General features: G+C 62.4%; 14 protein-coding genes. 7 read left to right on the top strand and 7 right to left on the bottom strand.

From position 1 onward, the window contains the following. The first annotated feature begins 1 nt into the window (after window position 1). Window positions 2-703 carry a DNA alkylation repair protein gene (locus EJ066_RS23465; RefSeq protein WP_126042153.1) on the top strand — a complete coding sequence of 234 codons (702 nt, stop codon included), beginning with the start codon at window positions 2-4 and terminating at the stop codon, window positions 701-703. 86 nt (window positions 704-789) lie between these two features. Continuing rightward, complete coding sequence (locus tag EJ066_RS23460) at window positions 790-1,359, top strand: DUF3299 domain-containing protein (RefSeq protein ID WP_126044021.1); 570 nt, start codon at window positions 790-792, stop codon at window positions 1,357-1,359. Between the two features lie 11 nt (window positions 1,360-1,370). Here the strand turns inward: EJ066_RS23460 and EJ066_RS23455 are convergent, their stop codons facing one another. The 4 genes from EJ066_RS23455 to EJ066_RS23440 form a co-directional block, all read right to left on the bottom strand. Further along, window positions 1,371-1,862 (bottom strand): Lrp/AsnC family transcriptional regulator, encoded by a 492-nt coding sequence (locus EJ066_RS23455; protein ID WP_006333679.1) that lies wholly within the window; start codon window positions 1,860-1,862, stop codon window positions 1,371-1,373. A gap of 118 nt (window positions 1,863-1,980) precedes the next feature. Continuing rightward, window positions 1,981-2,661: a uracil-DNA glycosylase family protein gene (locus EJ066_RS23450; protein WP_126044020.1), complete on the bottom strand. Its 681-nt coding sequence runs from the start codon at window positions 2,659-2,661 to the stop codon at window positions 1,981-1,983. Further along, entirely contained in the window at window positions 2,601-3,212 is a 612-nt protein-coding gene (locus tag EJ066_RS23445; protein ID WP_126042151.1) for a glutathione S-transferase, read from the bottom strand. The genes EJ066_RS23450 and EJ066_RS23445 overlap by 61 nt, the downstream gene beginning before the upstream one ends. Window positions 3,213-3,253: 41 nt before the next feature. Further along, window positions 3,254-3,874, bottom strand: coding sequence for a thermonuclease family protein (locus tag EJ066_RS23440; protein ID WP_126042149.1), 621 nt, complete (start codon window positions 3,872-3,874; stop codon window positions 3,254-3,256). Window positions 3,875-3,949: 75 nt separating this feature from the next. Here EJ066_RS23440 and EJ066_RS23435 point away from each other — a divergent pair, with 75 nt between their 5' ends. Further along, window positions 3,950-5,470: a HAMP domain-containing sensor histidine kinase gene (locus tag EJ066_RS23435; RefSeq protein WP_126042147.1), complete on the top strand. Its 1,521-nt coding sequence runs from the start codon at window positions 3,950-3,952 to the stop codon at window positions 5,468-5,470. A 189-nt stretch (window positions 5,471-5,659) separates the two neighbouring features. Then, the gene (locus EJ066_RS23430) at window positions 5,660-7,408 is read left to right on the top strand and encodes an FAD-binding oxidoreductase (RefSeq protein ID WP_245454963.1); all 1,749 of its coding nucleotides are present in this window, start codon (window positions 5,660-5,662) and stop codon (window positions 7,406-7,408) included. A 64-nt stretch (window positions 7,409-7,472) separates the two neighbouring features. Here the strand turns inward: EJ066_RS23430 and EJ066_RS23425 are convergent, their stop codons facing one another. Next, window positions 7,473-8,474 (bottom strand): nicotinate-nucleotide--dimethylbenzimidazole phosphoribosyltransferase, encoded by a 1,002-nt coding sequence (locus tag EJ066_RS23425; protein WP_126044019.1) that lies wholly within the window; start codon window positions 8,472-8,474, stop codon window positions 7,473-7,475. A 195-nt stretch (window positions 8,475-8,669) separates the two neighbouring features. Between EJ066_RS23425 and EJ066_RS23420 the strand changes: the two genes are divergently transcribed. Beyond that, window positions 8,670-8,903, top strand: a complete 234-nt coding sequence (locus EJ066_RS23420) for a DUF1289 domain-containing protein (RefSeq protein ID WP_126042143.1) — start codon at window positions 8,670-8,672, stop codon at window positions 8,901-8,903. 7 nt (window positions 8,904-8,910) lie between these two features. Then, window positions 8,911-9,615 carry a TIGR02281 family clan AA aspartic protease gene (locus EJ066_RS23415; RefSeq protein ID WP_126042141.1) on the top strand — a complete coding sequence of 235 codons (705 nt, stop codon included), beginning with the start codon at window positions 8,911-8,913 and terminating at the stop codon, window positions 9,613-9,615. A 4-nt stretch (window positions 9,616-9,619) separates the two neighbouring features. On the opposite strand, the gene dusA is transcribed toward EJ066_RS23415, so the two are convergent. Both dusA and EJ066_RS23405 read right to left on the bottom strand, forming a co-directional pair. Further along, window positions 9,620-10,615: a tRNA dihydrouridine(20/20a) synthase DusA gene (gene dusA / locus EJ066_RS23410; RefSeq protein WP_126042139.1), complete on the bottom strand. Its 996-nt coding sequence runs from the start codon at window positions 10,613-10,615 to the stop codon at window positions 9,620-9,622. An 85-nt stretch (window positions 10,616-10,700) separates the two neighbouring features. Continuing rightward, window positions 10,701-11,276, bottom strand: a complete 576-nt coding sequence (locus EJ066_RS23405) for a periplasmic heavy metal sensor (RefSeq protein ID WP_126042137.1) — start codon at window positions 11,274-11,276, stop codon at window positions 10,701-10,703. Between the two features lie 57 nt (window positions 11,277-11,333). Between EJ066_RS23405 and EJ066_RS23400 the strand changes: the two genes are divergently transcribed. Then, window positions 11,334-11,876 carry a Crp/Fnr family transcriptional regulator gene (locus EJ066_RS23400; RefSeq protein ID WP_126042135.1) on the top strand — a complete coding sequence of 181 codons (543 nt, stop codon included), beginning with the start codon at window positions 11,334-11,336 and terminating at the stop codon, window positions 11,874-11,876. Window positions 11,877-11,920: the final 44 nt, after the last annotated feature.

Raw genomic sequence — 11,920 nt, 5'->3', positions numbered from 1 at the left:
CGTGGTCGAGCTTTCGCCTCAATCCAGCGCCGAGGAGATTGTCGCCCATCTGCGCTCGATCGGCTCGGAGGAGAATCGCCGCGGCATGCTGCGCTATGGCATCAAGATCGAACGTGCGCTCGGCATCCCGCATGGTGTGCAGCGGCAGATTGCCAAGAAAATCAAGCGCAACCATGAGCGTGCCTTCGAGCTATGGCGGACAGGCATCATGGAAGCGCAATTCATCGCTTCCGTCACGGCCGATCCGAAGCGGTTCTCTGCCGCGGATGCAAGGCAATGGGCGGCGACTTTTGATTCTTGGGATATCGTCGACGGCGTCTCCGATCTCTTTGTCGACACGGATTCCTGGAGGGAACTGATAGGCGAGTTCGCGGCCGACGAACGGGAATTCGTTCGACGCACGGCATTTGCCATGATGGCCTGGTCGGTCGTCCACCGGAAGAAGGAACCAGAATCGACTTTCCTCGATTTCCTGCCGATCATTGAAGCGCATGCCACCGACGGCCGAAATTTTGTGAAGAAGGCGGTAAACTGGGCGCTTCGTTCGATCGGCAAGCGATCGATGAATTTGCACGCCCCTGCCCTTGCCCTGGCGCAAAAGCTGGCGACCTCGACCGACAAGACGGCGCGCTGGATCGGCAAGGATGCCGTGAAGGAACTTTCCGATGCCAGAACGCTCGATCGGCTCGCCAGGAAAGGCTGACGGGCAAAATCCGCATCGGCATGCGATGCAGTTGGGACGTTGACGCCGTGGACGGCGACGGCTTTATTGGGCGAAAAGGCGAGCGGATGACGAAGTGGTTGGGATTGCCCGCGGCCGTCGCGGCCTTGTTGCTTTGCTTCGACACAGCGAGCGCTTCCGCCGAAGCCGCACGCATATTCTGGAGGGATTTGCGTCCGGCGGCCCAGCCCGCCGCCGAGAGTGTCGGATTGCCGATGGTCGCGGCAAAAATGCCCGACCATGGCGAGACGCTGTCTCTCAATCTGCAGGACAAGACGGTCCAACTGGCGGGGTACGCGCTGCCGGTCGATCGCGAGGGCGATCTCGTCTACCAGTTCCTGCTGGTGCCGTGGACGGGTGCGTGCAGCCACATGCCGACGCCCCCGCCCAATCAGATCGTGCTCGTCACGCCCTCCCGCCCCTACAGGATGTCTAAGGCCTACCAGCCCGTTTCCGTGACCGGCACCTTGCGGCCGGGCATGGAGAAAAGTCAGCTGTTCATCCTCGACGGCGCCAGCGTCATCCAGTCGGGCTACGCAGTGCGCAAGGCGGAAGTGGTGGACGTCGATGCGGTCCCCGACACCATCACGCAGCCGGCAAACTCGCCGTGGCGTTTTCTCAACAAAAAGAAGAACTAAGCAAAAAAACCTCAGGCGGCGTTGGCGCCCGATTCCTTGTCAAGAACCATGTAGTCCAGCGGCATTTCGGTCGTGTACTTGATCTGCTCCATGGCGAACGAAGACGACACGTCGCGAATCTCGATCTTGGCGATCAGCCGCTTGTAGAAGGCGTCGTAAGCAGCAATGTCGGGCACCACCACGCGCAAGAGATAGTCTACGTCGCCGCTCATGCGGTAGAACTCGACCACCTCCGGAAATTCCTGGATAACCTCCGAAAAGCGCCGCAGCCATTCATGGCTATGCGAATTCGTGCGGATCGACACGAATACGGTGACCCGCACATTCACCTTTTCATGATCGAGGATGGCAACGCGCCGCTTGATGACGCCTTCCTCCTCGAGCTTCTGGATGCGCCGCCAGCAGGGCGTCGTCGACAGCCCGACTTTCTTGGCGACATCGGCGACCGCGAGCGTCGCGTCCTCCTGCAAGAGGCGGAGGATTTTTCTGTCAAGGCGGTCCATTGGGCGCTCCCATGGGGATGACTAGGAATAGATTGGCTATAGTCCCTCTTATTTGGGCCGTTCACAAGAAAGAAATTCTGCCAGATGCCGCAAAAGCGAGTGATTTCTTGCTCACGCCTTACCCGAGGCGATAGCGGATTTCCGATCTCAGAAACGGCAGCAAATCCATTTCAAACCACGGATTGCGCTTCAGCCAGCCGGTGTTGCGCCACGACGGATGTGGCAGCGGCAGCACTTTCGGGTTGCTGGGCGCATCCCATATGGCGCGCCAATCCATCACCGTCTCCGTCAGCGAGGCGCGGCGCGCGGCGCCCATGTGCCAGGATTGCGCATAGCTGCCGATCGTCAGCACCAGATCGATGCGCGGCATCAGCGCCATCAGCGGCACACGCCAGGCTGGTGCGCATTCGCGGCGCGGCGGCAGGTCGCCGCCCTTGGCATCTTGGCCGGGAAAGCAAAAGCCCATCGGCACAATGGCGAATTTTGTCGTGTCGTAGAATTCTTCGCCGGTGACGCCCAGCCAGCTTCGCAACCGATCACCCGATGCATCGGTGAACGGCATGCCTGACATATGCACCTTGGTGCCCGGCGCCTGGCTGGCAATCAGGATGCGGGCGCTCGACGAGGGCCGCAGCACCGGGCGCGGCTCGTGCGGCAACGGCCGGCCGACCGGGTTTTCGACGCAGATACGGCAAGCGCGTACCGTCGCCGCGAAGTTTTCCAGTTCTTCACTCATGCTCAGGCGGCGGCGCTCGGCCGGCTGGAGATCGCCTGGTGCCAGCGCAGCACATTGGCGCAGTCTTCCGGCACCTTGATGCGCGCCGGCTTCATGAAATCGATGGCAATCAACCCGGTGATATCGGCGATCGAATAGGCATCGCCGGCGACGAACTCCCGGTCCGCCAACTCCTCGTCGAGAAGTTTCAGGAATCCGACAGCTTTCGGTTTGTTGGCCTCGCCCCATTCGGGGATTTGCGGAACCTCCCACTCCCTCATCGCAGGGTGGATGTGCCGAAACGCGGCGGCGACGCAACCGAGCAGGTTGAGTTCCATGCGTCTTTGCCACATCTCGACCAGCGCCTTGCCGAGCGCGCCGCGCCCGAACAAAGCCGGCTCCGGATGCAGTTCCTCGAAATAGCGGCAGATGGCGACGGATTCGGTGATGACGGTGCCGTCGTCCAGCTCGAGCACCGGCAGACGCTGCAGCGGATTGCGCGAACTGACCGGCTCCTGCTTATGTCCGAGCGCGCCCATATCGATGGGCACCAGCGGAACCTCGATCCCCTTCTCTGCGAGGAAAACCCGAACCCGCCTTGGATTGGGTGCGCGGCCACCATCGAACAGCTTCATTCCATTCTCCCGGTTTGCTCCAACAATTATAGCGTTCCTCATCAGAAGCGAAAAATTTCTCGCAAAGCATCGCCGATCGAAGCCAAAGTGCCGTGCTTTCTCTCGATCACCTCACGATCGTGGCTCTCGCGCCAATCGTGTGGCTCGTCGAAAGTGCCGGCCCAGATGCCGGCTTTGCCGGAACGTGCGGCGGCTTCCTCGGTTTCGAAATCGCCATAGGCAACCGCCCAGCCGGTCTCGACCTGGGCGCGGTTGAGATCCTTGTCGCCGGCCTTGCAATCGCCAAGCAGCCGGCCGTATCGGTCGCGCTGCCAGCCGGTGCAGGAGACGGGTTTGCCTGATATCAGCCGCACCAGCGACTGCCGCGCCAGCTTGCCGCAGGGATAGTCGGCGCCGTCTTTGCGGCAGGTTTGCGAATACTCCGGTGCGTCGATGCCGCGCATGCGGATGCGCTCGGTACCGAGCGTGATCGTATCGCCGTCATTGACGACGGCGGCCCCCTCCGTCCGGCGCGTCTCGATCCGGTCAAGGCGCGCCGCCAGAACGATCAGCAGACCGAGAACGATGACGGTCAGTGCGTAGTCCATCAGCCGGCGCCACAGGCTTCGCGGCCGCGGCGGTACGTATCGCTGTCGCGGTCGTCGCGACCACGAACGGCTCATATGGCAAACCGTTGGTTAATCATTCGAACGTAGCTTAACACTTTGAAACCGCTGCGCGCATAAATTGAAGTCTCCATGCCCTTGCAACGCTCGACCACAGCGGACAAGTTTATTGTGGACCGCAGGAAACCCCATCGCAACAGCGATGTGGCGCGCGCGGTGCGCAAGACGCGCGACCGTCTTTCGCAGCAGGCAGGCAATCCCGATTTCGACCGCGAGCTTTTGAAGCTCCACGCCCATGCGATGACAGGCAACGCGATCGTCGTTCCGCTTCTCGTCCTGGCAGCCGCGGCGACGGGCCTGTTTGCTGGGGTGGGTAGGGAAATTGGCGTCTGGGTTCTCTTTACACTCATCTGCTACGCCATCGTCGTGTTCATGGCGAGGCGCGTCGATCGGACGGAAGCTGCCGAACTCAACCCGCTGCAAACGCACAGTGATTTCTTGATAGGCCATTTCCTTTGCGGCCTGGGCTGGGCTTGGTTCGCCTGGCTCGGTTGCGATGCTTGCCAGGTCGACCAGTTCCAGCTCATCAAGGCGGTGGTGCTGCTGCTTGCCATGGCGGCGACCGCGATCACAGCGTCATCGCTGCGCGGTGCGCTGCTGTCGACCTTCGCCGTTCCGGTGGCGGCCTACGCCTATGCTGGCGCGCGGCACTGGATGCCGGTCGAGCTGATCATGGCCGGGTTGCTGATCGTCTCACTGCCCTTCTTCGCCTATGTGGCGCGCCATCTCAATCGCGCGTCCTTGATGGTGCTCTCGTTCCGGTCCGAAAAAGATGCGCTGGTCGCCGAATTGGAGACGGCGAAATCGATGTCGGATGAGGCGCGGCGACGGGCGGAAGACGCCAATCTGGCAAAGTCGCGGTTTTTGGCCTCGATGAGCCACGAGCTGCGGACGCCGCTCAACGCCATTCTTGGTTTCTCAGAGGTGATGGCGAACGAGGTGCTCGGACCGATGAGCAACCCGACTTATCGCGACTACGCTCGTGATGTCCACGAGTCCGGTCAGCATCTGCTCGATCTGATCAACGAAATCCTCGACCTGTCGCGCATCGAGGCGGGCCGCTATCAGCTCAACGAAGAGCCGATGATGCTGCTCTCCGTCGTCGAGGATTGCTGTCATATGATGGAGCTGAAGGCGCGCAACAAGGACATTCGTATCGTACAGGATTTCGAAAGCGCCTTGCCGCGCCTGTTCGCCGACGAACGCGCGGTGCGGCAGATCGCGCTCAACCTCCTATCGAATGCGATCAAATTCACCGGGACTGGCGGTGAAATCCGCGTGCGCGTCGGCTGGACTGCGGGCGGCGGCCAATATCTCTCCGTCAAGGACAATGGCCCGGGCATACCGGAAGACGAGATTCCGGTCGTGCTGTCCGCCTTCGGCCAGGGCTCGATCGCCATCAAGAGCGCCGAACAAGGCACCGGGCTTGGCCTGCCGATCGTCCAGGGCCTGCTCGCCATGCATGGCGGCGAGTTCGAACTCCATTCCAAACTGCGCGAAGGCACCGAGGCGATCGCCATCTTCCCGTTGAGCCGGGTGATGGAGGAATTGCCGGCACTGCCGACCAAGGCGGTTGCCGCTCGCCGGCGCTGAGCAATGGCTCACGTCGAAACCCGGCACTGGCGCCTGAATCGTTGCGGATAGGGCGATTTGGCAATAGCCTTGCCCAGGCAGGCTATCCAACGTGTCTTCCGAGCCAAGGCAATCAGGGGCCAAGGCAATCAGATGAACAGAAGACGTCTATTGCAGACAGCGGCAGCGATCCCGTTCTTGCGGTCGTGGATGCTCGGGCCGGCACAGGCCGCGGCCCGTCCCACGTCGCGCGTCCGTCCGGCCGACCTGGAATGGCCAGCGAAAGTAAGTTGGGACCGGCTTGGCCGGCAAGTCGGGGGGCAACTCGTAAAGATCCAGCCGCCGCTCGCCGCATGCATGAAGGCGCCGTCAGATCCCCGCTGCACGGATGTCTTCAAGGAACTGAAGAACCCCTATTACCTCGGCGACGAGGTCGGGTTGACACAGACGCTTGGCTGGGTCGACGGCTGGACATCGCAACCCAGCGAATATGCAGTCGTTGCCCGAACGAACGATGATGTCGTGGCGGCGGTCAATTTCGCCCGTGACAACAATCTGCGGCTCGTGGTGAAGGGCGGCGGCCATAGCTACCAAGGCACATCCAATGCCGCGGACTCCTTGTTGATCTGGACCCGGAAGATGAACGCCATCACCGTGCACGATTCATTCGTCGGTGTTGGATGCGCCGGACGACAACCGCCGCAGCCGGCAGTCACGATCGAAGCGGGCGCAATCTGGGGGCAGATCTATGACGCTGTCACCACGAAAGCGGGGCGCTATGTCCAGGGCGGCGGTTGCCTGACGGTCGGCGTCGCGGGCCTGATCCAAAGTGGCGGGTTTGGAAGTTTCTCGAAGGCCTATGGAATGGCGGCGGCGAGCCTGCTGGAAGCGGAGATCGTCACTGCCGATGGCGCCATTACAATCGCCAACGCATGCACAAATCGGGACCTGTTCTGGGGGATCAAGGGTGGCGGTGGCGGAAGCCTCGGGGTCGTGACCCGGCTCACGCTGCGGACGCACGAGTTGCCGGAATTCTTCGGCGCCGTGTTCACCACGATCGGCGCGACGTCGGACGCCGCCTTCCACCGACTGATCGTAAAGATCGTGGAATTCTACAGCAAGGCGCTGCTCAATCCTCACTGGGGCGAGCAGATTGCCTTCCGGCCGGGCAACGTTCTCGCGATCGCGATGGTATTCCAAGGTCTGGACCAACAGCAGGCTGAGACGCTCTGGCGGCCATTCTTCGACTGGGTGGCCGGCTCGCCGCAGGATTTCAGCCTCGAGGCGGAGCCGGTGATCATTGCCGCCCCGGCTCGAAATTTCTGGGATCCCGAATTTCTCAAGAAAATACCCGGACTGGTGCTCGCTGACGACCGCCCCGATGCCGGCAAGGCCAACATATTCTGGGCAAGCAATCTGGAGGAGACGGGACAGGTTCTGCATGGCTACCAGTCTGCATGGATTCCGTCATCCCTTCTCCAGACGGACCGGCAGCAGAACCTTGCCGACGCCCTGTTCGCGGCTACCCGCCACTGGACTGTCTCCCTGCATGTCAACAAGGGTCTTGCGGGCGCTCCTGCCGAGGTGATTGACGCCGCCCGCCAGACGGCGACCAATCCGGTGGTGCTGGATGCCTTCGCCCTGGCCATCAGCGGCGCCGAGGGACCGCCGGCATACCCCGGCATTGCCGGTCGCGAACCCAACCTGGCGGCTGCCCGTCGAGATGCGAGTGCAATCGACAAGGCTATGAACGAAGTGCGCAAGCTAATACCGGACGTCGGCTCATATGTGGCGGAAAGCGATTTCTTCGATGAAAGGTGGCGAGACGCCTTTTGGGGTTCGAATTACGTCAAGCTTCTCGCGGTGAAGGACAGATACGATCCGCACGGCCTCTTCTTCGTGCACCACGGAGTGGGCAGTGAGCGCTGGAGCGATGATGGGTTCACGAGATTGACCTGACACTGGAGCGTGACGGCCGAGACGAACCTGTGGCTTCCGGCGCAGTGCCAGCCTTAGACTCTCATCACCTGTCGCGAACCGCCGCCGCCATGCCCGAGCTGGTGAGCGCCGCCGCCTTGACCAGGCCCGCGGCAAGGGCCGCCCCTGCCCCCTCACCGTGGCTCACGCCGAGATCAAGCAGCGGGCGCAAGCCGAGCCGCTCGGCGGCCCGGCCATGCGCGGGTTCCGGCGACAGGCTGGCAAGCAGGCAATGGTCGAGCGCAGCCGGACTGGCTACCTGGAGCACCGCGGCGGCGGCGGTCGCCACCAATCCATCGAGCAGCACCGGAATCTTCTGCATCCGGGCGGCGAGGATGGCGCCGGCGATCGCTGCCAATTCACGGCCGCCAACCCGGCGCAGCGCTTCGAGCGGATCCCTCAGGCTTGTGCCGTGGAAGGCCAGCGCGGCATCGACCACCTCGGCCTTCCGTGCCTGCATCGCCGCATCCGCGCCCGATCCGGGTCCAACCCAATCGGCGCCACTGCCGCCGAACAGCGCCGCACACAAGGCGGCGGCGACGGTGGAATTGCCGACACCGACATCGCCAAGGCAAAGCAGATCGGTGCCGCCGGCGACCGCTTCCATGCCGAAAGCCATGGTGGCGGCGCAGCCGCGCTCGTCAAGTGCTGCATCCTCGGTGATGTCAGCGGTCGGAATGTGCAGCGCAAGATCGAACACTTTCAGCCCCAGATCGTTGGCGATGCAGATCTGGTTGACCGCAGCACCGCCCGCCGCGCAAAGCTCGACCTCGTTCGCCGTGGCAGCGACAGGCCGCGGCGAAATGCCGTGCCGAGCGACACCATGATTGCCGGCGAAGATCCCCACCAGGGGCCGGTTCACCGCCGGCGGCGCACGACCGCTCCAGGCGGCAAGCCACGCGGCGATGTCTTCGATGCGGCCGAGTGAACCTTTGGGCTTGTCGGCCTTTGCAAACAGCGAACGGACGCGGGCTTCGGCCGCCGTGTCGGCCGGCGGCAGGGTCGCAAGAAGATTGCGAAAATCGTCGAAGGGCAGCGCGCTGGTCATGTCGTTGGTGATCATTCCCTGAGTTGGTGAGCGGCATAGCCGCCTTGCTCGATCTTCACAACCTTTCGGCACAACTGCCTGAATTGGCGTGAAAGCGGTTGCCGGCGGCGCATTCCGGAGGGCTTGCATTGGCCTTACCGTTACACCATGTGGAGGCGAGACAAGGGATTCCTGACGGAATCCTGAGAGAACATCATGACGGCCATCGAATCCCCGTGCATCCTGGTCTGTTCGATCGATATGAAAACCGGTTTCTGCTTCGGTTGCGGCCGCACGCGCGAGGAAATCGGCGCCTGGATCGACATGACCCCTGAAATCCGCCGAAGTGTGATGGCCGAGCTGCCGGCCCGGTTGGAAACGGTCGAGCGGCGACCGCGCCGGGAAACGCGCCGCACCCGCCTCGCGCGCGAACGCGACTCCCTCTCGTGAGCCATCTATGAACCGGTTTTTTTGGACTTTGATGATCGTGATCGGGGCAGGCGTGGTCCTGCTCATGCTCAACGATTCCGCCGGCAGCACGTTTGGTGTCGAGAACCATGATTTCGGCCGGCTGGTCTGGCTTGGCGCATTGGTCGCGCTCATCGGCGCCGGCCTGCTTCGATCAGGCCGGTCCTTAGGCGCCATGGCGCAAAACCTCGGCATCTGGGGCGTCATCGTGCTCGCGCTGATCGCCGGCTACCAGTACCGTTATGAATTGCAGGATTTCGCCAGCCGGGTAACGGCTGGCCTTGTTCCCGGCAGTCCGCTGGCATTGGGGCTGGAAGACGGCCACGCCACGGTGACCCTGGACAAGGCCGGCAATGGCCATTTCGAAGCGCGCATCATGGTCAACGGAGCGCCGGTCCGGGCCGTGGTCGATACCGGTGCAACCAGCACCGTGCTGACCGCGCAGGACGCGCAAGCGGCCGGGTTCAATCCAGCCGTTCTCAATTTCAGCATACCGGTTTCCACCGCCAATGGCATGGCGCGCGCCGCCGCCGTGAGAACCGACGAATTGGCGATCGGCGGGATCGTGCGCAAGGACATGCCGGTGATGATCGCAGCGCCCGGCATGCTCGGCCAGAGCCTGCTCGGCATGAATTTCATCGGCTCACTGTCCGGTTTCGACGTGCGCGGCGATCGCATGACCTTGCGCGATTGAACAGTCAGGCTGCTTCGGCGTCCGTCCCGCCGAAATCGACTGCGGCGAAAGCCGCCTTCAGCACATCCGGTCCGGCGCCGGACCTTGTCGCGTCGGTCGAAAGGATCTGCCGATAGCGGCGCGCACCGGGCAGGCCGTGGAACAAGCCGACCATGTGACGGGTGACATGGCCAAGCCGCCCGCCCTGCTCGATATGGCACGCCGCATAATCCGCCATGGCATCGATCAGTGCGGCAAAATCAAACGGGTTGGGTTTGTCGCCGTAAAACGCGGCGTCTACGCCTGCCAGAATGCCCGGCGTATGATAGGCGGCGCGGCCGAGCATGGCGCCGTCGACATGATCGAGATGGTGAAGCGCTTCCTCAACCGACTGAATTCCGCCGTTTATGCCAATGAATTTGTTTGGCTTTCTGGCTTTCAGCCGATAGACGCGACTATAGTCGAGCGGCGGGATGTCGCGGTTTTCCTTCGGGCTCAGCCCTTCCAGCCACGCCTTGCGGGCATGCACCCACAGCGCGTCGGCGCCGGCCGCGAACACACCGTCCGCCAGCCCATCGAGCGCCGGCTCGGGATCCTGCTCGTCGACGCCGATGCGGCATTTGACGGTGACGGGGATGCTGACGGAAGCCTTCATCGCCGCAACGCAATCGGCGACCAGAACCGGTGCTTTCATCAAGCAGGCGCCGAACGTACCCGACTGGACGCGGTCGGACGGGCAGCCGACATTGAGATTGATCTCGTCATAACCGAAGGCCTCGCCGATGCGCGCCGCCTCGGCAAGTTTCTGCGGATCGGAACCGCCGAGCTGCAACGCGACCGGATGTTCCGTGTCGTCGAAGCCGAGCAAGCGCTCGCGCGCGCCCTGGATGACCGCGTCGGCCACGACCATTTCGGTGTAGAGCAGCGCTTGGCGCGTCAACTGGCGATGGAAGAACCGGCAATGCCGGTCCGTCCAGTCCATCATCGGCGCGACGGCAAGTCTGTGATCTACCGGCTTCATTTAATTATCTTTTTCTACCTCAGCCCGTCCAATGCCCGTCGCAATCTACACGATCCGGCCGCATTGACGCCTCAATAGGCCCTGTTCAATCAGCCTGTCCAGAGTATCCGCGAAGTTGTGAATACCGGCTGATCTGCCCAGGGGTAAGCAACCCGGCCATATCGAGGTGATAGCGCAGGTGCGCTGCCCGTAGCTCGCCTTGCACGCCGGCGATGGCTTTTGTCATCTCAGCGAGGCGCGCCGACGTTATCTTCCGTTCGGAAAACAAGCGGTCCAGTTCGGTTTCTTTCTCGATTATTCGTCTTCCGAGCAGGATGGTTTCTGCCTTCATCTGATCCAAAAGGGCCTTGGTCCGCGACGCCTGTTCGTCGGTGAGGTCAAGAGCATTCCGGAGTTCGAGGACGTGTGACGGACCCGGATAGGAATTGAGTTCGGCCGCCAGCGCCAGGCCGATCCCTCGCCCCGCCATAAGGTCGGCGATCTGCTCGCCCGAGAGCGCCTTCACGCGGCGCGTCTCCATCCCGGAATAAGACGAAGTGATTTGGTCCTTTCCTTTAGCGGCCTTGTGATGGTTGATGCCATCATGCTGTTGCGCCAGCCCGTGAGGGACGGCAAGAAAAGTCAGCATGAGGGACAGCGCGGCAATTGGGTTGCGGTTCATCGAGCGATCTCAGCGTTTCGTGTTCGCGACGTTTGACATGGCTGCGGGATCTGAAACATGATCGCGATCATGTCGGAACTCCTCTTCGAGCAACTCCTTGAGCTCGCGGAACGCGAGCAGTCTCTCTCTGCCGGCAGTGTCCTGTTTCGTAGGGACGACCCGGTTCTGTCGCTCTTCCTGGTCACCGCGGGAGAACTGCACCTTGTCCGGGTACTTCCTGACGGCTTCCAGCTGACATTGCAGCGTGCCAGCTCGGTTTCGATCCTGGCCGAGGCTTCGCTGTTTGCGGATCGATACCATTGCGATGCCTTGGCACCTGAGGAATCCATGGTGCGCGCTGTGCCGATCACCAGGGCCAGGGCCGTGCTCGAAAGCGATCGCGCGCTGGCCTCCGCACTGCTGCGACACCTGGCAGGCGAGGTCCATCGGACGCGGACGCGGGCCGAGATATTATCCCTGAAATCCGTCGCGGCGAGAGTTAGCGCCTGGAAGGCATGCAACGGCGGCGTCTTGCCGCCCAAGGGACGCTGGCATCATGTTGCATCGGAAATCGCCGTTACGCCGGAGGCGCTTTATCGGGAGCTTGCCCGCCGGCGATGATGTGCCACCAGCATGATGCATTCCCACATGCCGCCAAGAAAAAG

It is taken from the genome of Mesorhizobium sp. M9A.F.Ca.ET.002.03.1.2 (assembly GCF_003952365.1).
GTDB lineage: Bacteria > Pseudomonadota > Alphaproteobacteria > Rhizobiales > Rhizobiaceae > Mesorhizobium.
This window is presented reverse-complemented; position numbering and strand designations above follow the sequence as displayed.